Source organism: Campylobacter concisus (genome assembly GCF_902460415.1).
GTDB classification, from domain to species: Bacteria; Campylobacterota; Campylobacteria; order Campylobacterales; family Campylobacteraceae; genus Campylobacter_A; species Campylobacter_A concisus_Y.
On the sequence record NZ_CABPTY010000001.1, the window covers coordinates 88,052 to 109,406 of the forward strand.

Annotated in this window: 26 protein-coding genes; 21 read left to right on the top strand and 5 right to left on the bottom strand. The window is 35.6% G+C overall.

Going from position 1 to position 21,355, the window contains the following annotated elements; translation table 11 throughout:
* Window positions 1-31: 31 nt before the first annotated feature.
* Together cysK and epsC are read left to right on the top strand one after the other, a co-directional pair.
* Window positions 32-937, top strand: a complete 906-nt coding sequence (cysK, locus tag FZ940_RS00450) for a cysteine synthase A (protein ID WP_148821100.1) — start codon at window positions 32-34, stop codon at window positions 935-937.
* A gap of 4 nt (window positions 938-941) precedes the next feature.
* The gene (epsC, locus tag FZ940_RS00455; RefSeq protein ID WP_148821101.1) at window positions 942-1,493 is read left to right on the top strand and encodes a serine O-acetyltransferase EpsC; all 552 of its coding nucleotides are present in this window, start codon (window positions 942-944) and stop codon (window positions 1,491-1,493) included.
* A 25-nt stretch (window positions 1,494-1,518) separates the two neighbouring features.
* Here the strand turns inward: epsC and FZ940_RS00460 are convergent, their stop codons facing one another.
* The 3 genes from FZ940_RS00460 to rpmB form a co-directional block, all read right to left on the bottom strand.
* Entirely contained in the window at window positions 1,519-1,719 is a 201-nt protein-coding gene (locus FZ940_RS00460; protein WP_021091004.1) for an HP1242/YdcH family protein, read from the bottom strand.
* A gap of 115 nt (window positions 1,720-1,834) precedes the next feature.
* On the bottom strand, window positions 1,835-2,965 hold the full coding sequence (locus tag FZ940_RS00465) for a potassium channel family protein (protein ID WP_021090478.1): 1,131 nt from the start codon (window positions 2,963-2,965) through the stop codon (window positions 1,835-1,837).
* A gap of 23 nt (window positions 2,966-2,988) precedes the next feature.
* A complete protein-coding gene (gene rpmB / locus FZ940_RS00470; protein WP_148821102.1) occupies window positions 2,989-3,180 on the bottom strand; it encodes a 50S ribosomal protein L28 in 192 nt (63 codons plus the stop codon).
* 175 nt (window positions 3,181-3,355) lie between these two features.
* On the opposite strand from rpmB, the gene FZ940_RS00475 reads away from it, so the two are divergent.
* The 13 genes from FZ940_RS00475 (at window position 3,356) to FZ940_RS00535 (ending at window position 14,512) form a co-directional block, all read left to right on the top strand.
* The gene (locus tag FZ940_RS00475) at window positions 3,356-4,102 is read left to right on the top strand and encodes a hypothetical protein (RefSeq protein WP_148821103.1); all 747 of its coding nucleotides are present in this window, start codon (window positions 3,356-3,358) and stop codon (window positions 4,100-4,102) included.
* A 47-nt stretch (window positions 4,103-4,149) separates the two neighbouring features.
* Entirely contained in the window at window positions 4,150-5,472 is a 1,323-nt protein-coding gene (locus tag FZ940_RS00480; RefSeq protein WP_187422121.1) for a hypothetical protein, read from the top strand.
* Between the two features lie 9 nt (window positions 5,473-5,481).
* On the top strand, window positions 5,482-6,129 hold the full coding sequence (rpe, locus tag FZ940_RS00485) for a ribulose-phosphate 3-epimerase (protein ID WP_148821105.1): 648 nt from the start codon (window positions 5,482-5,484) through the stop codon (window positions 6,127-6,129).
* Window positions 6,126-6,926 (top strand): 3'-5' exonuclease, encoded by an 801-nt coding sequence (locus tag FZ940_RS00490; RefSeq protein ID WP_103628933.1) that lies wholly within the window; start codon window positions 6,126-6,128, stop codon window positions 6,924-6,926. Before rpe ends, FZ940_RS00490 begins: the two co-directional genes overlap by 4 nt.
* A 106-nt stretch (window positions 6,927-7,032) precedes the next feature.
* A complete protein-coding gene (locus tag FZ940_RS00495; RefSeq protein ID WP_148821106.1) occupies window positions 7,033-7,473 on the top strand; it encodes a hypothetical protein in 441 nt (146 codons plus the stop codon).
* Window positions 7,474-7,652: 179 nt separating this feature from the next.
* On the top strand, window positions 7,653-9,026 hold the full coding sequence (locus tag FZ940_RS00500) for a sodium-dependent transporter (RefSeq protein WP_148821107.1): 1,374 nt from the start codon (window positions 7,653-7,655) through the stop codon (window positions 9,024-9,026).
* An 11-nt stretch (window positions 9,027-9,037) separates the two neighbouring features.
* Window positions 9,038-10,240 (top strand): M48 family metallopeptidase, encoded by a 1,203-nt coding sequence (locus tag FZ940_RS00505; protein ID WP_148821108.1) that lies wholly within the window; start codon window positions 9,038-9,040, stop codon window positions 10,238-10,240.
* Entirely contained in the window at window positions 10,230-11,042 is an 813-nt protein-coding gene (prmC, locus tag FZ940_RS00510) for a peptide chain release factor N(5)-glutamine methyltransferase (protein ID WP_148821109.1), read from the top strand. The genes FZ940_RS00505 and prmC overlap by 11 nt, the downstream gene beginning before the upstream one ends.
* A gap of 10 nt (window positions 11,043-11,052) precedes the next feature.
* On the top strand, window positions 11,053-11,532 hold the full coding sequence (locus FZ940_RS00515; protein ID WP_148821110.1) for a DUF4149 domain-containing protein: 480 nt from the start codon (window positions 11,053-11,055) through the stop codon (window positions 11,530-11,532).
* Window positions 11,516-12,298: a threonine/serine exporter family protein gene (locus tag FZ940_RS00520; RefSeq protein ID WP_148821111.1), complete on the top strand. Its 783-nt coding sequence runs from the start codon at window positions 11,516-11,518 to the stop codon at window positions 12,296-12,298. The genes FZ940_RS00515 and FZ940_RS00520 overlap by 17 nt, the downstream gene beginning before the upstream one ends.
* Window positions 12,291-12,818, top strand: coding sequence for a threonine/serine exporter family protein (locus FZ940_RS00525; RefSeq protein WP_148821567.1), 528 nt, complete (start codon window positions 12,291-12,293; stop codon window positions 12,816-12,818). The genes FZ940_RS00520 and FZ940_RS00525 overlap by 8 nt, the downstream gene beginning before the upstream one ends.
* A 312-nt stretch (window positions 12,819-13,130) precedes the next feature.
* Entirely contained in the window at window positions 13,131-14,117 is a 987-nt protein-coding gene (locus tag FZ940_RS00530; RefSeq protein ID WP_148821112.1) for a hypothetical protein, read from the top strand.
* 5 nt (window positions 14,118-14,122) lie between these two features.
* Window positions 14,123-14,512: a YbgC/FadM family acyl-CoA thioesterase gene (locus FZ940_RS00535; RefSeq protein WP_107686502.1), complete on the top strand. Its 390-nt coding sequence runs from the start codon at window positions 14,123-14,125 to the stop codon at window positions 14,510-14,512.
* 44 nt (window positions 14,513-14,556) lie between these two features.
* Here FZ940_RS00535 and FZ940_RS00540 read toward each other — a convergent pair whose 3' ends face one another.
* Window positions 14,557-15,807: a hypothetical protein gene (locus FZ940_RS00540; protein WP_148821113.1), complete on the bottom strand. Its 1,251-nt coding sequence runs from the start codon at window positions 15,805-15,807 to the stop codon at window positions 14,557-14,559.
* Window positions 15,804-16,457, bottom strand: coding sequence for a uracil-DNA glycosylase family protein (locus FZ940_RS00545; protein WP_148821114.1), 654 nt, complete (start codon window positions 16,455-16,457; stop codon window positions 15,804-15,806). The genes FZ940_RS00540 and FZ940_RS00545 overlap by 4 nt, the downstream gene beginning before the upstream one ends.
* A 122-nt stretch (window positions 16,458-16,579) precedes the next feature.
* Between FZ940_RS00545 and rpmH the strand changes: the two genes are divergently transcribed.
* The 6 genes from rpmH to mnmE are packed head-to-tail and all read left to right on the top strand — an operon-like array spanning window position 16,580 to window position 21,313.
* A complete protein-coding gene (gene rpmH / locus FZ940_RS00550) occupies window positions 16,580-16,714 on the top strand; it encodes a 50S ribosomal protein L34 (RefSeq protein ID WP_002940373.1) in 135 nt (44 codons plus the stop codon).
* Entirely contained in the window at window positions 16,702-17,037 is a 336-nt protein-coding gene (gene rnpA / locus FZ940_RS00555) for a ribonuclease P protein component (protein ID WP_080658720.1), read from the top strand. The genes rpmH and rnpA overlap by 13 nt, the downstream gene beginning before the upstream one ends.
* Window positions 17,034-17,375, top strand: a complete 342-nt coding sequence (gene yidD, locus FZ940_RS00560) for a membrane protein insertion efficiency factor YidD (RefSeq protein WP_103589447.1) — start codon at window positions 17,034-17,036, stop codon at window positions 17,373-17,375. Before rnpA ends, yidD begins: the two co-directional genes overlap by 4 nt.
* A 1-nt stretch (window position 17,376) precedes the next feature.
* Window positions 17,377-18,930: a membrane protein insertase YidC gene (yidC, locus tag FZ940_RS00565; RefSeq protein WP_103589446.1), complete on the top strand. Its 1,554-nt coding sequence runs from the start codon at window positions 17,377-17,379 to the stop codon at window positions 18,928-18,930.
* Entirely contained in the window at window positions 18,930-19,991 is a 1,062-nt protein-coding gene (locus FZ940_RS00570; protein ID WP_148821115.1) for a Jag N-terminal domain-containing protein, read from the top strand. The genes yidC and FZ940_RS00570 overlap by 1 nt, the downstream gene beginning before the upstream one ends.
* Window positions 19,988-21,313: a tRNA uridine-5-carboxymethylaminomethyl(34) synthesis GTPase MnmE gene (gene mnmE / locus FZ940_RS00575; protein ID WP_107793138.1), complete on the top strand. Its 1,326-nt coding sequence runs from the start codon at window positions 19,988-19,990 to the stop codon at window positions 21,311-21,313. Before FZ940_RS00570 ends, mnmE begins: the two co-directional genes overlap by 4 nt.
* The last annotated feature ends 42 nt before the right edge of the window (window positions 21,314-21,355 follow it).

Consider the following 21,355-nt stretch of genomic DNA (forward strand, 5'->3'; position numbering starts at 1 on the left):
AAAATTTATCTTATTTAATTTAGGAGGAGTGATGATTTACGATAACATCGTTAAAACGATTGGTAATACACCTATCGTAAAGGTAAAAACAGGTGCTGATGAAGCCGAAATTTACGTAAAACTAGAGTTTTTTAACCCAGGTGGCTCTGTAAAAGATAGGATCGCATTTAATATGATAACCAAAATGCTAGCTGACGGTACGCTAAAACATGGTGATACGATCGTTGAGCCAACGAGCGGAAATACTGGCATTGGCGTAGCGATGTGCGGTGCTGCACTTGGCTTTAAAGTGATACTTTGCATGCCAGAGAGCATGAGTATCGAAAGACGCAAGATCGTTGCTGCTTATGGCGCTCATCTTGAGCTTACTCCAGCGTCTGGTGGTATGAAAGCAGCGATCGCAAGAGCTACAGAGCTAGCAGCTCAGCCAAATCACGTAATGCTAAGCCAGTTTGAAAACAAGTATAACCCACAAGCTCACGAACTAACAACAGCTGCTGAAATTGTGGCTGATTTTAGTAAACTTGATGCATTTGTAGCTGGCGTTGGTACAGGTGGCACAATAAGTGGCGTAGCAAAAATTTTAAAAGAAAAGGGCTATGATACTAAGATCATCGCAGTAGAGCCTGAAGCATCCCCAGTTTTAAGTGGTGGCAACCCAGGACCGCATAAGATTCAAGGCATTGGAGCCGGATTTTTACCAAATACTATGAATATGAGCTTAGTTAGCGAAGTAGAAAAAGTAAGTAACGATGACGCACTAAACGCAGCTAGAGCGATCGCAAAAAGTGATGGCTTGATGATAGGCATAAGTGGTGGTGCTGCTTACGTGGCTGCAAAAAGAGTAGCTAAAAGACTTGGCACTGGCAAAAAAGTACTTTTCATAGCTCCAGATAACGGCGAGAGATACCTAAGTACAGAGCTTTACGGAGCATAAAAATATGTGGGAGAGTCTAAAGGAGTTAGTTCAAACTGTTCGTGAAAAAGACCCATCGGTACATAAGTGTTGCTTTTTGGCAATACTTATAAACACTCCTGGTATTCATGCGGTTTTGTTTCATAAAATTTCTCATTTTTTATATAAAAAAGAACGTTTTTTTCTAGCTAGACTCATCTCACAAATTGCAAGATTTTTAACGGGCATCGAGATCCATCCTGGAGCAAAGATCGGCAGGAGATTTTTCATAGATCATGGTATGGGTGTGGTTATCGGTGAGACAGCTGAGATAGGCGATGATGTAATGATGTATCATCAAGTAACACTTGGAGGTACCGGAAAAGAGTGTGGCAAAAGGCATCCGACTGTAAAAAATGGTGTGACTATCGCAGCTGGCTCAAAGATACTAGGTGCCATAACGATCAGTGAAAATGCTAAGATCGGTGCAAATTCAGTCGTATTAAAAAATGTCCCAGCAAACGCGACAGTCGTTGGTATACCAGCGAGAATAGTTCGAGTAAATGGGACAAAATTTGAACCAGAATTTATTATCTAATCTCAAAGACTAGATAAATTTATTCTTACTTTTTATGCTTTAAAATTTGAGCATAAATTTCGTCTTTTAGTTTTAACTTCTCTTTCTTTAAATTATCAATTTCAGATGGTTTTGCCAGATTGTCGTCTATTTTTTTATTTAGCTCATCATGTTTTTTGCAAAGAGCAGCAAAACGAGCATCGGTTTTCTTTAGCTCATTTATAAGGTCTGTATATTCATGTAACATATCGGCTCCTATAAAAATTTGAGAAATTTTATCAAGACTTTGTAAATGCTTGGATATAAAATAGACGCCAAGCCATTGCTTAAATTTTTAAAAAGAGTGAGTAGAAAAATTTATTTTATACGTATTTAAATTCTTCAGGTTTGTGTTTGCTTTTTACAACACGCTTGGTTAGACGTATCCCATCAACGGTACCGATAACTAAAAGCTTTGATCCTGTCCCCACTAATGTGTCACCATTTGGCATTGGCACAAAATTATTATTTATATCTCTAATGCCTACTATGTCCGCATTAGTGATATTTCGTAGATGAGTCTCTTTTAGTCTTTTAAATCTTATCCAAGAGTAATCAGGAACAAGAATTTCTTCTATATCGATAGGTGAATTTTTTGTATACAAAAACTGCTCTAATAAATTTTCCATGTCTGGCCTTACGCTCATGGCACTTAATCGCTGCGCGACTAAGCGAGATGGGCTTACTACATTGTCAGCACCTAATTTTTTTAATCTTTGCGTATCGTCTTCTGTCTCTGCATTTGTGATGATATGATAAGGCTTTCTGCGACCTATCTCTTTTTCATAAAGTCTTACAGATGCTATAAGGGCGATATTATCAGCAATATTTGAGCTAAGAGTTATAAGTCCTTTTGCGCTTGATAGATGTGTTTTTAAAAAGGCAATTTGTGTATGTGGCTGAGCCTTTATGAAATATGGATATTTATAAATTTGAGCTAGCTCTGCGATATCTTCTCTATCATCGACCACTACAAAAGGTATATGATTTTCGCGAAATTGAGCACTAAGTTCGATTGTGTATAGATTGTGATAACAAATAACGAAGTGATTCTTTAGTCTTGCGATCCTATAAAGCATGCGTCGTTCCTTTAAAATGCTAATTAATGTACCTCTTTTTAAAACCTCAACCACAATACCAATCGATAGTGTAAATATAATAAAACCAATAAGTATAAATGTGATAGTAAAAATTCTGCCCTTTGGAGTTATTGGAGCAACTTCGGTAAAACCAACTGTTGTAAAAGTCATGCCAGCTTGGTAAAAGGCATCTATTAGTGAGAAATTATCTATTAAGACATAACCTAATGTTCCAAAAAGTAACAGTAATACGACTGAAATTAGTGGAAATCTAAAAGGTTTTAATTGTTCATAAAGCTCAGTATCTAGGCTTATTTCTGGTTTTGTAGAGTTTGACCAGTTGAGGAATTTTAAAAGTCTTGAGAGAAAAGACATAAATTCCTCTTCATTTTATATTCTTAGTTTGATTGTTTTTTCATCGTTCTTAGAGTAGAAGCAGCAACTTTTATCTTTCTTGTAGTACCATCTTCTAGTGTAACGCGAATCGTTCTAAGATTTGGCAAGAATCTTCTTTTAGTTTTATTGTTAGCATGGCTCACATTGTTGCCTATCATTGGTCCTTTGCCTGTTATCGCACATATTTTTGACATTTTTTTTCCTTATAAACAAAAATTTCTGCTGATTTTATCTAAAACAAACAAAAGTAATGCTTAAATAGATTCTTTTTTAAAAGAATTGATTTTTATTAATAATCTAGATAAAATAACGCCTTTGTCTATAAATTATAAATAGCAAAAAATATTTAGAAATCTTGAGTGATACAAAATGCTTAGTAAAGAGTTGATCGAAAAAAATGTTGATTTTGTTTTACAGATGCCAACTCTTTTTGAAAAGATCGAGCACTTGTTGTTAGCTGGTAATGTAACTGATGCAGTTACTACTTTGCAAAATATAGCATCTTTTAAAACTTATTTTAGCTCCATTTTTAAACGTGCAAAATTTGATATTCCTTATGATGGCAATGATTTGGTAGTAATAGCAAATATGCTTGGCATTGATACTTTTAGAGCGATAGTGCTTTCTTATTTTATATTTTTAAAATCTCCAAAAATTTATAAGGTATTTAATTTTAAAATCGTCGATTTGATCGAGCTTAATGCTAAAATTTTATCAGATTGGCTAAAGATATTAAACTCTTTTAAAGAAAAACACTACAACTATTTATCGCTTGCTCCGTATTCTATGGCCTGTATTATAGTGTGTGAGAATTTATTTTCAAAATATCCATCTTGCATGTCAGACGTTATTTCGTATTCTGATGTAAGCTATAATAAAATTTTGCAAAAAAAATATGGCTTTAGTCTTTGGGATATTTTTTTAAAAGCGATGAATATGAACAAACAATCATTAAGCAAGATTGATAAAGAGATGCTTTGTTTTTTTAAAATTTTACTCTCTTATGAGTCCAGCAGGTCTGAATTTTATGATTTTGGAGTTGATAAAATTTTAGATATCAATGTTTATCCAGAGATGCAAACCATTATATTTATTAAAAAAGCTCTACAAAAATGAAATTAACTTTTAATGGTTCTATGGCAATTATAAGGCCTTTTGGTTTTTTGGAAGCAGAGAATGTTCCATTAAAATTAAGTGAAAAATACATAAACCAAATTTTATCGCGCGATATCAGCGCTATACTGCTCTCACTAAAAAATGTTACATTTTTTAGCCCCGTTTGGCTTGGTAGAGTAATTGAAAATTTAAGCGAAGAAGCGCAAAAGCTTGGCGTGGTATTTGCGATTTGCGATTACAATGAAATTTTTTATGAATTGATGATGAGAACAGTTAAGAATACTTCAAATATTTCAATGTTTGAAAGTGAAAATATCGCAAGCTTGTTTTTAAATAAATTTCTAAACAACACAAATGACAAAGTTTTCATTTATAACTCAACTGAGCAGTACAAGCACTATTTAGCTAATTATCTCAAAAATCGCTTATTTGATGTAGTTGAGGCTAGAGATGCAACCGAGTTTAATAAAAAAAAGAATTTATATAGTTATGCAGTGTCGCAGCTAAATCATGTGAGATTAAGACAAAATCAGATAGATACTTTTATAAAAGATGGTGTCGTTGTTTATGCCATAAAAAGTTTTATGGACTCAGATTTTATTGAAGATTTTGATATGTCAACTCATGACATTATGCTAAAAATCGGATATAAATTTTTTATTTTATGGGTAAATATTTCTGGTGCTTTAAATATAAGGGGTGCAAAATTTCTAATCAAACTTGCTAGCATTAGCAAAAGATCAGGTGCATTTATTTCGCTTTGTGGCATAAACGAATCAAATTTATCTATTGAATTAGTAACATACCTTAAAGATGCAAATATATTTATCTATAAAAATTTAAATGACTTTTACAAAGACGACACTATTTTTTATCTTAAAAAAAGAGACTTTGATGTAGAGCCAGTAGATATCAACAAGAGCGTTGCTCAAATTTCATCTTATGTGACGCAAATCGCGAGCAAAATTATCTCACAGTTAGCAGAAGAAGAAATTTTGTGTGTTGATACCAAGGTTAGTGCGCTTGACATAGAGGATGAGTGCGATTACTTGCGTATTTGTGTTCAGTATTATGGTGATATTTACGCAAGAGTGCTATTTGGAGTAAAAAAAGATAAATTAGACAAAATTTGCTCTATTTTTATGCCTGAAGGCAATGATTCAAATGATTATTTAAGTGGATATTCTCAAATTTTTAGTATCATTACAGATAAATTTTTGACTCATCTTTGGCAAAAAGGCATAAAAGTAAAAGTTAGCTTGCCTAAAATTTTATCTGATGATGTTTTTTTCGATCGCAATAGTGTAGGCATCATGAATAGACTAGATGTAAAAGATGACGAAATAGGCTTTGTATTTGTAACCAAGTAAGGAGAAGAAATGTATGTTGCACCTAGTATTTTATCGGCTGATTTTGGAAATTTGGCAGCTGAGATAAGAGCCATTTGCGAGGCTGGGTGTGATCTGGTGCATGTTGATGTTATGGATGGGCATTTTGTGCCAAATTTAACTATCGGACCAGTCGTGGTAAATGCCGTTGCAAAAGCAGCTACAAAGCCACTTGATATACATTTAATGGTTGAGAATAACTCATTTTTTACTGATCTTTTCTTGCCGCTAAAGCCAAAATTTCTAACCTTTCACATTGAAGAAGAGAAGCATCCATTAAGGCTCATCGATCACATCAGAAAAAATGGCGTTGGCCCTGGCATCGTGCTAAATCCGCATACGCCAGTTAGTGCGATCGAGCATATCATCGATGAGGTTGATATGGTGCTTTTAATGAGCGTAAATCCTGGCTTTGGTGGTCAGAAATTTATGCCAGTCGTGCTTGAAAAAACAAGGGCGCTACGAGAGCTGATAGAACGAAAAAACGCTAAGTGCCTGATCGAAGTAGATGGCGGCGTAAACGGACTAAATGCTCCTGATCTTGAAGAGGCTGGAGCTGATATCTTGGTGGCTGGCAACTACATATTCTCATCAAATTCTTACGAACAAGCCATTCGCGCCATAAAGCTTGAGTTTTGAAACCAAAAAAACAGCGTTTAGAAAATAGCATTGAAATTTTAGCTAGGCAAAATTTAAGCTATCATGAGTTTATTTTAAGATTTGGCGATATAGAAGAAATTTCATCACTCATTGACGTGCGCGATCTTGATATGTGGCGAACCCTTGGGCTTGATATCACCAGAAATGAAGAGAATGAGATCGAGCTTGGCACAAGATTTAGAGATATTAGTGAGCAGGAATTTTGCGTGGTTGATATCGAAACAACTGGTGGCACTACAAGCGGACAGATCATTGAAATCGGTGCAATAAAAATGAAAAATGGCACCGAAATAGGGCGCTTTGAAAGCTTTGTGGCAGCTCCTGTGGTGCCTGAAAATATCACCGAGCTAACTGGCATAAAGGCGAGCGATCTAGTTGGCGCTCCAAATTTACTAAATGTGCTTGAGCGGTTTAAAATTTTTCTAGGGACTAGCGTATTTATCGCGCACAACGTAAATTTTGACTACGGATTTATCTCTCATAGCCTAAATGAGATCGGCCTTGGCATGTTGCTAAATAGAAAGCTTTGTACCATCGATCTTAGTCGTCGCACTATCGCTTCGCAAAAATACGGACTTGGCTCGCTAAAAGAGCTTCTTGGCATAAACAATACCCACCACAGAGCGTTAAATGACGCAATAGCAGCAGCTGAAATTTTTAAAGTCTGCCTCACACGCCTGCCTTTTAGTATCCAAACGACAGAGGATCTCATAAGCTTTAGCAAAACAGCTCCAAGTGTGAAGCTAAAACCTGAACCGGTTTTATGTGCGAATTAGCAATAAAAAATTATTCACAATCCTAAATTTAATCATTAATTTCTATGCGATCTTTGTTTTTAAAGGATTATGGGCAGTTTACTAAATTTTACAAAAAAGGAGGCAAATGAGTCAGAAAAATTTAGTTTCAAATTTTATCTCAGCTGACGATGAGATGCTTACTTTTTTGTCAAATTTTGGTGAAAATTGGTGTGTGAGTAATGATGGAGCGGAGTTTATAGAGCAAAATTTGACCTTTATCGGCTCAAAGCCAGTTTTGAGAAATTTAAAAGGTTACAAAACGGCTGAATATAAAAATTTTACCGACATTAAAAAATTTCTCAGCTCAAATCCAAGCATAAAAAGTAAAATTTTAAGTGGCGAGATAAGCTACATCGGCGACAACTTAACAAATATAGAAGTTAAATTTGCACCCGAGTATTTTTATAATTTTTTAAAATTTGTAGTTGAAAATATCCCAGAGCATCACTATTTTTGTAGTCCCAAGGAGGGCTGGATATTGTTTATTGCGATGGAAGGATATGTAGAATTTGGCATTTTGCACTAATAAATTTAATTTTAAGCAGTTATCTAAATTTGTCCATAAAAACAAAACGTGAAAGAAAATTCATTCGTAAAAATTCTTAAAATTAACAAAAAACTGAGCTTGCATCCTAACACCGCTTATTGCTAGCAAAATTTAATCAATTTTTTTATATAATCCCTATTTTTCACAAAGGCAAAAAGATGGATAGAAAATCTTGGAGTTCAAGGCTCACATACATTTTAGCTGTTGCAGGAGCTACGGTCGGCTTTGGTGCGACGTGGCGTTTTCCGTATTTAGTCGGGCAAAACGGCGGCGGTGCCTATGTACTCGTGTTTTGTATCGCGATGATCGTGATTGGTATACCGATGATTTTAGTTGAAAACGCGATCGGTAGACGCCTAAAATGTAATGCCGTGGATGCTTTTGGCGGATCGATAAATGGCAAAAAGATCAGCAAAAAGTGGCAGATCGTTGGCTGGATGGGGCTTGTTGGCGCTTTTGGCATCATGGCTTACTACATGGTTATTGGCGGCTGGGTGTTAAACTATATCGCCCAAATTTCATTTGGTTTACTTGATCTCTCACATGTGGTTAGTTTTGAGGAGACAAGTGCGTTTTATGAGCAAAATATCGTAAGCAATCCACTTGCTATCAGCTTTGCGACTCTTGTTTTTGTGCTGGTTAATTACGCTATTTTGGTGCAGGGTGCGGTCGGCGGTATCGAGCGATCAGCGAAATTTTTAATGCCACTACTTTTTATTTTAATGCTTATTATGATCGCTAAAAATATCACGCTAGATGGTGCAATAGAAGGTGTGAAATTTTACTTAACGCCTAATTTCTCAAAGATAAATTTAAAGCTTTTTGTCGATGTTTTGGGGCAGGTCTTTTTTGCTCTTTCGCTTGGATTTGGTGTGATGATCACGCTTTCTAGCTTTGTGAAAAAGGATGAGGGTTTGGTTAAAATTTCTATCATTACAGGTATTTTAAATACGGTAATTGCCGTGCTTGCAGGATTTATGATTTTTCCTTCTCTTTTTAGCTATGGAGTATCGCCAGATAGTGGCCCAAGTTTGGTATTTAAATCACTACCAATTGTTTTTTCTCACATGCCATTTGGTGGTTTTTTCGCGGTTGCATTTTTTGCACTATTAATGATCGCTGCACTTACAACATCGCTACCAATATATGAAGTAATAATCACAACACTTCAAGAAAAATTTAAAATAAAACGCAAGAAAGCAATATTTTTAGTCCTTGGAGGTATATTTATTTTAGGAAATTTGCCTTCGCTGATGGCTACAAACATACTAAGTCACGTAAACATTTTTGGTAAGAATATTTTTGATGCATATGATGCAATAAGCGCAACGATATTTTTTGTATTTACTTCATTTGGGTGTGCAATATTCGTAGGTTGGGCGCTAAAAGATGATGCAAAAAAAGAAATTTTGCAAGGTAGTGAAAAACATGCAAAACTAATAAATGTCTGGTTTTGGTATATCAAATTCGTCGTACCGTTTATCATTTTGGTGCTTTTTATCAGCTCGTTTTATGATAATTTTTTAAAATAGGGCGTAAAAATATGTTTTATTTTTTACTCGGTATTTACTTTTTTTACGTTGCCGCAAAGGCGATTTTGTCGATTTTGCAGATAAACTTTATCCGCGCGGAGGCTAAAAAGCCGGCCGTCGTGCTAGAGCAGAATGAATACGAAACCGCCGCCGCGGCAGCGATAACGAATCAAAAATTTGAGATAGCTAGCCTTTTTTATCACGCAACGATATTTATGATGTGGGCGTGCTGGGGGCTTGGTGCGATATCGGGGTATGCCTACAAAACTGGAGATATAGGCGACAACATCTTTATGGTTATGGTATTTTTGCTCGTTTCGTCGTTGCTGGAGCTACCGCTAAATATCTACGAAACCTTCGTAAAAGATAAAAAGCTAGGCTTTTCAAACGTAACGCCCAAAATTTTCGCGCTTGATCTACTTAAAACGCTTGCGCTAACGCTAGTGTTTGGCACGCTGTTTGTGTGGCTGGTACTGCTTTGCATTAGATTTTTGGGCGATTTTTGGTGGTTTTGGGCGTTTTTGCTGAGCTTTGGCGTCGCGCTCGTGATAAATCTCATCTATCCGACGCTCATCGCGCCTATCTTTAACAAAATGCAGCCGCTAGAAGAGGGCGAGCTAAAAAGCCGTATAGAAGGGCTTCTAGCGCAGTGCGGGTTTAAAAGTAGCGGCGTTTTTACGATAGACGCCAGCAAGCGCGACAACCGCCTAAACGCCTATTTCGGCGGCCTTGGCGCGACTAAACGCGTGGTGCTTTTCGACACGCTCGTTAAAAAACTAAGCCTAGATGAGATAATCGCCGTTTTAGGGCATGAGCTGGGGCACTTTAAGCACAAAGATATCCTAAAAATGATCGCTCTAAGCGCGGTTATGCTTTTTGCGATATTTTTGATATTTGGTAACATCCCAGACGCGGCGTATCAAGCGCTTGGGCTTCATAGCGGAGGCGGCGGAATGATCGTGTTTTTGCTACTTTTCTCGCCGATTTTCGGATTTTTATTTTCGCCGGTGAGCTCGTATTTTAGCCGCGCAAACGAATTTGGCGCCGATAAATTCGCAGGCGAGGTTTCAAACAAAGCCGACATGATAAGCGCGCTAAAAAAGCTAGGCAGCGAAAACAAGGCCTTCCCGAAGGCTCATCCGCTCTATGCGTTCGTCTATCACTCGCACCCAAGCCTTTTTGAGCGTATAAACGAGCTGGAAAATGAAAGTTGAAGAGGCTCTTAAAGAGGCTAGTTTAAGGCTAGGCTCACTTTGTCAAAATCCAAGTAGAGTGGCTAAAATTTTGCTTATGAGCTATCTTGACGTAAGTATTGAATGGATATTTTTAAATCAAAAAAACGAATTTGATGAGAGTGGCTATTTTGCTCTAGTTAAAAGGTATGAAAACTACGAGCCTCTTGAATATATAACTGGTAAAGCTAGCTTTTATGGGCTTGATTTTTACGTGGAAAGCGGAGTGCTTATCCCAAGACCTGAAACAGAAATTTTAGTGGATAAAGTAATAGAAATTTCACGCGAATATAATGAACCAAAGATCGCAGAAATAGGCACAGGAAGTGGAATTATTAGTATCATGCTAGCTCTAAAAACAAAGGCAAATATCGTAGCGACAGACATCAATGAAAAAGCTTTGATGCTTGCTAAAAAAAATGCAGATAAATTTGATGTAGGTGGGAGGATTAAATTTTTAAACTGCTCTTATGTGGATGAAATTTTAGAAGATATTGATATTTTGGTTTCAAATCCGCCATATATTGCAAGAGGCTATAAACTTAGTAAATTTGTACTAAATGAGCCAGAAAGTGCGCTCTTTGGAGGCGAAGTAGGAGATGAAATCTTAAAAGACATTATTCTCATAGCCAAAGATCGTAATATCAAAAACGTTGCTTGTGAGATGGGATACGATCAAAAAGCAAGTATGCAAAAATTCTTAGAGGCCAATGGTTTTGAGTATAGTTTTTACAAAGATTTGGCTGGCTTTGATAGAGGCTTTTGCGCGAAGTTAAAAATATAAAGGAGAGAGTTTGAGAGGAATTTATTTTTTGCTTTTGGCAGTACTTATAGGAGCTGAGCTAACGCTTGGTATCTTGGTGGCACCAGTCATATTTTTCCCGCAAAGTATCATAGGAGATGGCATACTTACGCATTTTATGAGCGGTCAAATGATGACAAAGATATTTTTGAAATTTAATTATATTTTGCTTTTTATAAGCATAGTTGTAATAATTAGCGAGCTATTTGATCTTAGAAAAAAGCTTATTTTTTCACTAAAATTTAGCATGTTAATGCTTGCTTTTTTAAATTTGGCTTTAGCTTTGAGCTTTGTATTTTTCTTTACGCCTTTTATAGTTTATGCTCAAAATTTGGGGGTTGATGCGACACAGACGGCTGAATTTGCCAAAATGCATAGTGCGAGTGAATATGTGATGAAAATTATGCTTGTTTTACAAATCATTTTATTTTTTGTGAAATTTAAGATTAGCCAAAATGAACGCGAAGCCTGATATTCAAGTCTTAACAAATTTTTTAGCCAAATACACGACGGCGATGGTGAGCGCTGGTACCTACACTGCACGCGTAGAAAAGTGCGTAGACCGCATAGCTAAACACTACGGTTACGATATTAGCGTGACGATTTTCGTGAAGTATTTTACGATTAGCGTCATGGACTCGGCCGACAACTCCCTGCGCCGAACCTACGTGAAAAAGATCCCGCTGGGACAGGTGAGCTTTAACCGTATTTCCGAGCTTTCGTCGCTTAGCTGGCGGATTTTGGATGAAAATTTAAGCCTGGGCGAGGCTAAAGAGCAGTTTGAGAGCGTCATGCGCATCGGCGCGAATAAATTTGCAAGTTCGCTTATTTTAATAAGCCTTGCAAATGCGGCGTTTTGCAGGCTTTTCGGCGGCGATGCGGGCTCGGTCGTATGCGTATTTTTCGCGACGCTCGTGGGGTATAGCCTTAGATTTGCGCTTGCTAAAATGGGCGTAAATTTAAAAATCCAGTACGTCCTGGTCTCGTTTGTCGTCTCTTTTATCGCCTATCTTGGCGTATTTTACGGCTTTACGCACACTAGCGACGTGGCGATCGGCTCGTCGATACTCTTTTTGATGCCGGGCGTTTTTCTCATAAACTCGGTCTTTGATATCATAAACGACAACACGCTTGTAGGCATCAGTAGAGCCGTGAGTACGGGCATCCTGATACTTTGCATAGCAGTGGGTGTCTATATCACGCTCTCGCTTAGCAATGCGGAGATTTTACATGTTTGAGCTTTTAACTGCGACGCTCATAGACGGCGCTTTTGCCGCGGTGGCGGGGCTTGGTTTTGCCTACGCTAGCTCTCCGCCAAAAAGGACTCTCGCATTTTGCGCGCTGCTTGCGGCGTTTGCGCACGCTAGCCGCTTTTGGATCATGCAGATGGGATTTTTTAACATCAGCGTCGCCACTCTCATCGTGTCATTTTTGAGCGGGATTTTAGGTATGCTCTTTGCTAAACGGCTAAAGGTGCCCGCCGAGATCATCGCATTTCCGGCGCTTTTGCCGATGGTGCCCGGAGTTTATGCGTATAAGGGCATCTTGGCGCTGTTTTCGTTTCTAAACGAGCCTGATATCGCTAAGAAAAACGAATATCTAATCATATTTTTCGATAACGCGATCACGACTACGACGGTCTCGCTAGCCCTAGGTGTCGGGGTTTCGGTGGTGCTGATTTTATTTTATGATCAATCCTTGATGATTACTCGCGGCGCTAAGTGCGATCTGGTGATGAAGAAGACGCGCAAGGGATAAGTTTATTTTTTAAAAGACAAATTTGTTCGTTGCTTTTTGGGACTTCCTATTATTTTGACTTAAAATTTATAAATTTTCTAATGTAATAGCTTTTTATAAAAAACTAAATGTGTGCTAATAATTGTATTAATTATTAGAATTTGTTTAAAGTTAAACGATGTAGGTTTTTTAAAGAAATCAAATAAATTTGAAGCCATTAACATATAGTATAGATGTAATAAATAGGTAAATAAATCTTTATTAAAACATAAAAAAATAAATTAAAGAATAAGGTGTTATGATTGTTGTAAAAATTAGCACAAAGGTTATAGTATGACAAAAGGCCAAATGTGTGGATATCTATATGAAATTTTTATTTCATATTGGTTACAACAGAATGGATTTGCAAAATGTGGAAAAGGTTGTCCTGGTATTTTAAATGGCAACATAGTAACTAAAAATGGAGAGATAAAAGGCAGAGGAACTAATCATCAAATTGATTTTGTGGGAATTTACTCCAGAAATATACCCTTTGTTTTTCCGATAAGGCTACTAGCGGAGTGTAAATTTTGGGATAAAAAAGTAGATAAATCTTTTATTAGAGAATATATAGGAGCATATAAAGATATATCTGAAAACTACATATCCTCTCAAAAAGACAATAAGTATAGATTTTTGGATGTCCCTGTAATATTCTCTGCAAGCGACTTTGACAAAGAGGCTGTTAATTTAGCTTGGGCACAAGGTATAAATATAGTATCTCACTCTAGGCTGCCTATCTTAAATAATATGTTGCAAACAATAAACAATATAGTTGATACTATAGAACAAAACGATTGCGACTTTAATGAAGTAAAAGTAGATATTCAAAGCTATTTAACTCAAGGTAAGGCATACATTGATGTGCACAATGAATTGTTAAATAAATATTTTTTCCATAATGTAATTCCAGAAATAAATACTTTTTTATTTGCTACAAATGACAAAGGAGCCTTGATAAATCTTATAAGCAAAGACGAATTCCCTGATGAGCTTTTTTTTGAAACAAACGTAGCAGATTGTAGAATATATTTTGATAACGATAGTTTTGATGGCAATAATGAAAGAGTATTTTATATTGTATTAAATAGGGACAAAATGAAAAGAAAATTTTATTTTCAGGCAAATGAAACTTTGATGAGCAAAATTTTTCCAAGGCTATCTTTAGAGATTAGAAGGTATGAAAAAATGAAATTTATCTCAAAGTTATCAATTGTTAAAGAAATAAAAAAGCTTACAAGAATAATTGAGCTTACAGTAAATTTTGAATCCGGAGATTAAATGTAATGAAAATACGAATCTACTACGAAGATACTGATGCTGGTGGCATAGTCTACCATACAAACTACATAAAATTTTGCGAGCGAGCCAGAAGTGAAGCATTTTTTAAGGCTGGATTAAATTTTACAAAAGAGAACGGATACTTTGTAGTTTCGTCGCTAGAGGCTAAATTTATAGCTTCTGCTGTACTTGGCGATGAAGTATTTGTTAGAACCAAAATTTTAGAGCTTAAAAAAGCTAGTCTTGTTTTGGAGCAAGAAATTTATAAATTTGATGACAAAAATGCCGAAAAGCTACTTTTTAGAGCGACGATTACGTTAGCCTTTATGAAAGAAGAGAAGCTTGCTAAGATAAATGACGAGATAAAGAAATTTTTGGAGAATTCTAAATTTTAGATCGTGGCTAAGTTTAAAAATTTAACTTTAGCCACTTTGTGCTTTTACATTGAGCTATTTTGATCGAGCAAAATATCTTGATTTGCTTCGTCAAAGTAGTCGCCTTTTGCGTTATAAATTTTAACTCCATATAAGACTTGAGAGTTTTCAACTCTTTCGGTAAAAATTCTATCAGCACTTTTATCTATAAAATTTGTATATATATACTCGGCACCAAAAGCACTTGAATAGCCGATTTGCGAATATCTAAAATCTACATCAAAAAGATCACCAAGCCCCAAAAATAAGTCGTTAATAGGATTTAGTGAGTTTGCGATGAAAAGATTTTGTCTATCTCTTTGCGCGATGGCATTAAAGATATTTGGTAAAAAATTTATCTGCGTGCTTAAAAGTGCGTATGGCTTTATTTCAAAGCCTCTCATCTGCGTTGCTACAAGAGAAGTTTTGACGATTGGGATGTTTAAAAATATACTTGCATTATCAAACTTGGATTTTTTACTTAAAGTGTCGTTTAAATTTATATCTTTGCCTACAATAGAGGCTTCATGATAATCGCTACTTTGCATGCGGACATATTCATTTAGCTTTTGCCCTAATGAACTACCATCATCAAATGCAACTATTTTTTCGTTCGAGTAAGCTAGCAAAGCTGAAATTTGCTCTTTATAATCAATGCCACCAAAGATCAAATTTGGCTTTGGATTTATGATAAAGGAGCTATGAACGCTTGGAATGTAGATAAGCTCATTTGATAGAACTAGCGAATTTATAATGTTTGCACCATTTGATGTAAGGGCTGCGATAAAATAATTAAAGCCTTGTGCTCTAGCCGTTTGCATAGCATTTGTAAGACTTTGTGGGCTTTCATCGTTGCTATTTATAAACTTGATCTCAACATCTGCGTCTTGCTTTAAGACATAGCTTAAGACCGCATTTGATACAACATTTGCATAAGATTTTATAATCTTTTGCGGGATGATTACAGCGATTTTGCCGCTTTTATTAACTTTTAAAATAGCTTCGCCACCAAGAGAGATATAAAGTTCCAAAAGAGCGTCATCATCTATTTTTGTTGGTTCAAATCTCGCCATAAAGCTGGCCAGTAAATCAGCCTTGATAAGCTCATTTAAGCAGGTATTATCACAAAATTCTGGTTCTAAATTTATATAAGTAATCTTTGCTGGAGGTATGCTTGATAGACTTTGGTTTTTTGTAGTATTGTCCTCAAAATTTATCTCATCTTGTGATGCAAAAATAGTCGAAAAAATGGCTAAAAAAAGTAAAATTTTTCTCATATCACTCCTTTGATCTTTCTTAAATCATCTATAAAAATATTTTCAAAACTAGGATTTTTGCTGATCCACTCTGGCGAAAACGTTGGCAAAATAAGGCTATTTTCATTTTTTAAAATACTACCTCTTATGCTTGCAAATCCGCCTTTTAATAATAAATTTGGATATAAATGCATAAAAGCTTTCTCTCCTAAAGTCACGATTATCTTTGGCTTTATCAGCCTAATCTCTTCAAACAAATAAGGACGACAAAGTTCAATAGAACGGATTAAAATCGGACTTTTATCATCATTTTGTGAAATTTCACACCGAAGTAGAGAACTTATATAAATTTCTTTTATATCTAAATTTAAACTATTTTTTATGGCATTTTCTAAAAATTTTTTACTGTTATTTTCATAAGAATCATTTTTTTTAGAAAATAATATAAACATGATTTTGCTATTTTCATTGCCGATACCGGCTGTTACGTCTTTTGAGCTGTTTCGCAAAGAACAAAGAGAACATTTTTTTACTTCGCGGTTTAGCTCATCAATATTGTTGTAATCATGATAATTGCTTAGACTAAGAAAATTTTTATCAATAAACTTATAACCAATTAGTTTTAAGAAAAATAATTTTTTTAAAAGCCTATTGTCTTTATTAAAATTCATTTTTGGATTATAACTTGATTTGCTTAAAGTTTGAGTTATGGCTTTTTAAGCTAAGTCATTCAAAGGAATTTAAGTATTGCTTTGATAAAATCCCACTTTTTACATTAACTTTAAGGATAGAAATGAAAAGGACTTATCAGCCTCATAAAACCCCTAAAAAACGCACTCACGGCTTTCGCTTAAGAATGAAAACTAAAAATGGACGAAAGGTAATAAACGCTAGACGTGCCAAAGGTAGAAAAAGATTGGCTGCTTAGCTGGTTTTGAGTCGTTAAGCGGCTCAAAAGAATTCTCTCAAGTTTATAAAGAGGCTAGCAAGTGGCATTGTGATGCTTGCATTATTTTTTATAAACCAACAAATGAAAAAAAAATAGCAGTAGTTGCTAGTAAAAAAGTAGGAAAAGCGGTAGTTAGAAATAGAGCAAAAAGACTTTTGAGAGCCGCTTTTTTTAACATTTCTAGTGAATTAAAAGATGGCACATATATTATGATCGCAAAAAATGGAATTACAGAAATTTCATTTGAAAAAATTTGTAAAAATTTAAGTTGGTCTACAAAAAAAATGGGATGTTTAAAATGAAAAAAATTGCGATTAAAGCTATCGCTTTTTATCAAAAATATATTTCCATACTTCTACCAAAAAGCTGTCGCTATTACCCGACTTGCTCACAATACGCGATTTGGGAATTTCAAACAAATAGTTTTTTTTCTGCTTTTTTTGCAACATTTATGCGAATTTTAAGATGCAATCAACTTTTTAAAGGCGGTATCAACTACCCAATCATCTACAAAAAATTTAACTTATGTTTTATATCTCAAAAAAGTGATACCAGAAATGTAAATTTTTGGTTTGTCCCTTGTCAGAATGGTAAATTTTATGTCGTAAAAGTATTAGATAAATTAAAGGAAAAAAATTAAAATGGAACAGATGTCTATGCAAAAAAGGTTGCTTCTTGCAGCGCTTTTATCTATTGTTTTTTTTATAGTGTATGATTTTTTTATGCCAAAAAGAGTGGTGCCTGAGCAAAACCAAACTACAATGTCTCAAGCAATAGATCAAAATAAAGCTCCAAATATAAATCAAAATACTCCAAAATCAAATGAAAATTTAGCTTCAAACGAGATAATCGCTACTATCAAAGGTCAAAGCTACGAAGCAAAAATAGATAAGCTAGGAAGAATTTCAAAATTCTATCTAACTGAAGAGAAATATAAAACAGAAGATGGCAACAAAATCGAGCTTGTTTCGCAAAATCCATTGCCACTTGAGCTTAGATTTAACGATAGTATGCTAAATGCCGATGCTTTTAAGGTCGCATATAGTAGTGACGCTAGAGAGATAGATGCCAGCAGCGAGCCTAGAACCATAAAACTTACTCAAAATTTAGATGGCGTCACAATTACAAAAAATATCAAATTTTATCCAAATGGTAGATATGAAGTTGAAGTAAATTTAAGTAAAAATGTTGATTATTTCATCACTCCTGGTTTTAGACCAAATATCGCGATAGATAGCTACACAGTTCATGGCATTATGCTTAGAAACACAGACGATAGCCTAAATATCATAGAAGATGGCGATACAAAAGAGGTTAAAAACTATGCAAATACCACAATAGCAGCCGCCTCTGATAGATACTATACGACGCTATTTTACTCATTTGAAAAGCCATTTGAAGTAGCCGTAGACAAAGATTCTAACAATAATCCTATTCTTTTTGTAAAGGCAAATGATAATTTAAAATTAGGCGCATATATCGGACCAAAAGAGCATAAAATTTTAAGCTCAATGGACGAGAGACTAAACGACGTTATTGAGTATGGTTGGTTTACATTTATAGCAAAACCGATGTTTGCATTTTTAAATTTCTTGCATAACTACATTGGCAACTGGGGTTGGGCAATAGTTGTGCTAACACTTGTTATAAGGATAGTTTTATTCCCACTTACATATAAGGGTATGTTATCCATGAACAAGCTTAAAGAGCTTGCTCCAAAGGTAAAAGAGCTTCAGACAAAATATAAAGATGATAAGCAAAAAATGCAAGTTCATATGATGGAACTTTATAAAAAGCATGGCGCAAATCCAATGGGTGGATGCTTGCCGATCTTGCTTCAAATCCCAGTATTTTTTGCGATCTACCGCGTTTTACTAAATGCGATCGAGCTAAAAGGTGCTCCTTGGGTACTTTGGATACACGATCTTTCGGTAATGGATCCATATTTTGTATTACCTATTTTGATGGGTCTAACTATGTTTTTACAGCAAAAGCTTACACCAACGACATTTACTGATCCTATGCAAGAAAAGGTGATGAAATTTTTACCTCTTATATTTACATTTTTCTTCGTGACATTCCCAGCTGGTCTTACGCTTTACTGGTTTGTAAATAACGTTTGCTCGGTTGTTCAGCAAGTATTTGTAAATAAACTTTTTGAAAAACATAAAAAAGCTACGGAGGTAAAGGCTTAATGAAAATAGAAGCAAATACCCTTCAAGAGGCATTTCAAAAGGCAGCTGAGCAGCTTAACTGCTCAGTAACTCAGCTTGATATAAAAGTTTTACAGCATCCAAGCAGTGGTTTTTTGGGATTTTTTAAAAGAAGTGCGATCATTGAAGCAAGTTTAGAAAATCAGCCAAAACCACAACACAAGCCAAAAAATGATAAAAATTTTGTTAAAAAAAATGATGAGAACGAGGCTATAAAAGAGGATAAAAAGCAAGCTAAAAAACACGATCATAGTGATAAAAAGCGAGGCTCTAAAAAACATAGAGATGAAAAAAGCGAAACTAAATTTGAGCAAAAAGAGCATAAAAATGAAAAGTCAAATTTAAGTGAAAAAAATGAAGCTCTAGCTAAAGATGCATTTGCTCAAAAGAGTGAAGAAGAGGCTGAACCAGGATATGTGATAAAGAGACTTGATGAGCCAAAAGAAATAAAGGAGCCACAAGCTGGTAAAAATGCTCCTAAAAATATTTTAGATAATTCTATTATTGAAAATTTTAACCAAACTGATGAAGAGAGTGCGGCTCAAGCTTTACAAAAAGAAAAAAAAGAAAAAGCAGCAATCGACTTTGATAAAATTTTACCTGAGATCAAAGAGGGCATGAATCGTCTTTTTAAGGCAAGTTGTTTTGATATTAGTAAAATTGAAGTTAGCAAATTTGACGATGAAACGGTGCTTATAGAGCTTGATGGAGCTGATGCGGCTCTACTTATAGGTAAAGAAGGTTATAGGTATAAAGCGATATCTTACATGCTTTATAACTGGCTAAACTCAAAATACAACCTTGCTATCCGCCTTGAAATTGCGCAATTTTTGCAAAATCAAGAAGCGATGATGGATCAATATCTAAATGGCGTGATCGAGCGTGTGCAAAATAGCGGTAGAGCTCAAACTAAGCCACTTGATGGGGTTTTGGTTAAGATCGCGCTTGAGAAGCTTCGCGAAAAATTTCCAGATAAATATGTCGGTATAAAAAGTGGCAATGACGGCAAATTTGTCGTTGTAAATGACTTTTTCAAAAAATGAGTGAAACTATCGTAGCCCTTGCCACAGCTTATGGCGTTGGCTCAGTTTCTATCGTAAGGCTTAGTGGCAAGGACGCCCTAGCTATCTCTTTAAAACTCCTTAAACTTTCAAATTTAGAGCCAAGATATGCAAAACTAGCTAAAATTTACTCCCTTGATGATGAAATTTTAGACGAGGGCATCGTTATATATTTTAAAGCCCCAGCAAGCTTTACAGGCGAGGATATCGTCGAATTTCAAACTCATGGTGGCGTGATGGTTAGTGAGAGAATTTTAAATGAGCTAATAAAAGCTGGCGCAAGGCTTGCTATGCCTGGCGAGTTTAGTAAGCGAGCATTTTTAAATGGCAAGATGGATCTAGCCAAGGCTGAGGCTATGCAGGGGCTCATCACTTCAAAAAGTGAGATCGCTGCTAAAATTTTGACCCGCCAGATGCAGGGCGATCTTAGTAGATTTGTTAGTGAGATCAGAAGCGAAGTGGTCAAAACTCTTGCTTTTGTGGAGACAATGATTGACTATGCTGATGATGATTTGCCTGCAAATTTACTAGAGCAGACTAAGCAGATGCTTTTAAAAAATAGCGAGAAGCTAGAGCGCATAGCCACTCTTAGCGAGCAAAGAAGAGGGCTAATAGATGGCTTTAAGATCGCTATCGTTGGTAAGCCAAATGTTGGCAAAAGCTCCATTTTAAACTCGTTTTTGGCATACGAGAGAGCGATCGTTAGCGACGAGGCGGGCACGACCAGAGATAGGATAGAAGAAAATTTTAAGATCGGCTCACATCTAGTTCGTATAATAGACACCGCAGGCATCAGAAAAGATGCTGGAAGGATCGAGCAAATCGGCATAAATTACTCAATCTCAGCCATAAACGAAGCTGACATTATCCTAGCTGTTTTTGATGGCTCAAACCCAAGCGATGAGCAAGACAAAGAGATAATTAGGCTTGTTTCTAACTCAAATAAAAAAGCTTTTTTCATCTTAAACAAAAGCGATCTAGCGTTTAAATTTGATATAGAGCTAGAGGGCGCTATCAAAATTTCAGCAAAAACTGATACGAGCGTAGTTTTAAAAGAGCTTGAAAGCTACCTCAAGACACAAGATACCGACGAGATCATGCTAAGCTCAAACCGCCAAATTTTAAGCTGTAAAGAGGCGAGTGAGGCTTTAAAAAGAGCGTTTTTTAGACTAAATGAAGAGGAGCTAGAAATTTTCGCTTACGAGTTAAATACCGCGATAAAGGCGCTTGCAAGCATCACAAAGCCATTTGAAAGAAGTGAAATTTTAGACGAGATGTTTAGCCATTTTTGTTTAGGAAAATGATACTTTTCTTGACTAAAATTTACGTTTTTTAAAGGAGATAAG

Coding starts and splice junctions, on each gene's coding strand:
- FZ940_RS00475 (WP_148821103.1), top strand. CDS start 3,356: ATGCTTAGTAAAGAGTTGATCGAAAAAAATGTTGATTTTGTTTTACAG.
- FZ940_RS00540 (WP_148821113.1), bottom strand. CDS start 15,807: ATGAGAAAAATTTTACTTTTTTTAGCCATTTTTTCGACTATTTTTGCA.
- FZ940_RS00495 (WP_148821106.1), top strand. CDS start 7,033: ATGAGTCAGAAAAATTTAGTTTCAAATTTTATCTCAGCTGACGATGAG.
- yidD (WP_103589447.1), top strand. CDS start 17,034: ATGAAAAAAATTGCGATTAAAGCTATCGCTTTTTATCAAAAATATATT.
- rpmH (WP_002940373.1), top strand. CDS start 16,580: ATGAAAAGGACTTATCAGCCTCATAAAACCCCTAAAAAACGCACTCAC.
- FZ940_RS00535 (WP_107686502.1), top strand. CDS start 14,123: ATGAAAATACGAATCTACTACGAAGATACTGATGCTGGTGGCATAGTC.
- FZ940_RS00505 (WP_148821108.1), top strand. CDS start 9,038: ATGTTTTATTTTTTACTCGGTATTTACTTTTTTTACGTTGCCGCAAAG.
- FZ940_RS00460 (WP_021091004.1), bottom strand. CDS start 1,719: ATGTTACATGAATATACAGACCTTATAAATGAGCTAAAGAAAACCGAT.
- mnmE (WP_107793138.1), top strand. CDS start 19,988: ATGAGTGAAACTATCGTAGCCCTTGCCACAGCTTATGGCGTTGGCTCA.
- yidC (WP_103589446.1), top strand. CDS start 17,377: ATGGAACAGATGTCTATGCAAAAAAGGTTGCTTCTTGCAGCGCTTTTA.
- FZ940_RS00520 (WP_148821111.1), top strand. CDS start 11,516: ATGAACGCGAAGCCTGATATTCAAGTCTTAACAAATTTTTTAGCCAAA.
- FZ940_RS00570 (WP_148821115.1), top strand. CDS start 18,930: ATGAAAATAGAAGCAAATACCCTTCAAGAGGCATTTCAAAAGGCAGCT.
- epsC (WP_148821101.1), top strand. CDS start 942: ATGTGGGAGAGTCTAAAGGAGTTAGTTCAAACTGTTCGTGAAAAAGAC.
- FZ940_RS00530 (WP_148821112.1), top strand. CDS start 13,131: ATGACAAAAGGCCAAATGTGTGGATATCTATATGAAATTTTTATTTCA.
- FZ940_RS00465 (WP_021090478.1), bottom strand. CDS start 2,965: ATGTCTTTTCTCTCAAGACTTTTAAAATTCCTCAACTGGTCAAACTCT.
- prmC (WP_148821109.1), top strand. CDS start 10,230: ATGAAAGTTGAAGAGGCTCTTAAAGAGGCTAGTTTAAGGCTAGGCTCA.
- FZ940_RS00500 (WP_148821107.1), top strand. CDS start 7,653: ATGGATAGAAAATCTTGGAGTTCAAGGCTCACATACATTTTAGCTGTT.
- cysK (WP_148821100.1), top strand. CDS start 32: ATGATTTACGATAACATCGTTAAAACGATTGGTAATACACCTATCGTA.
- rpmB (WP_148821102.1), bottom strand. CDS start 3,180: ATGTCAAAAATATGTGCGATAACAGGCAAAGGACCAATGATAGGCAAC.
- rpe (WP_148821105.1), top strand. CDS start 5,482: ATGTATGTTGCACCTAGTATTTTATCGGCTGATTTTGGAAATTTGGCA.
- FZ940_RS00545 (WP_148821114.1), bottom strand. CDS start 16,457: ATGAATTTTAATAAAGACAATAGGCTTTTAAAAAAATTATTTTTCTTA.
- FZ940_RS00525 (WP_148821567.1), top strand. CDS start 12,291: ATGTTTGAGCTTTTAACTGCGACGCTCATAGACGGCGCTTTTGCCGCG.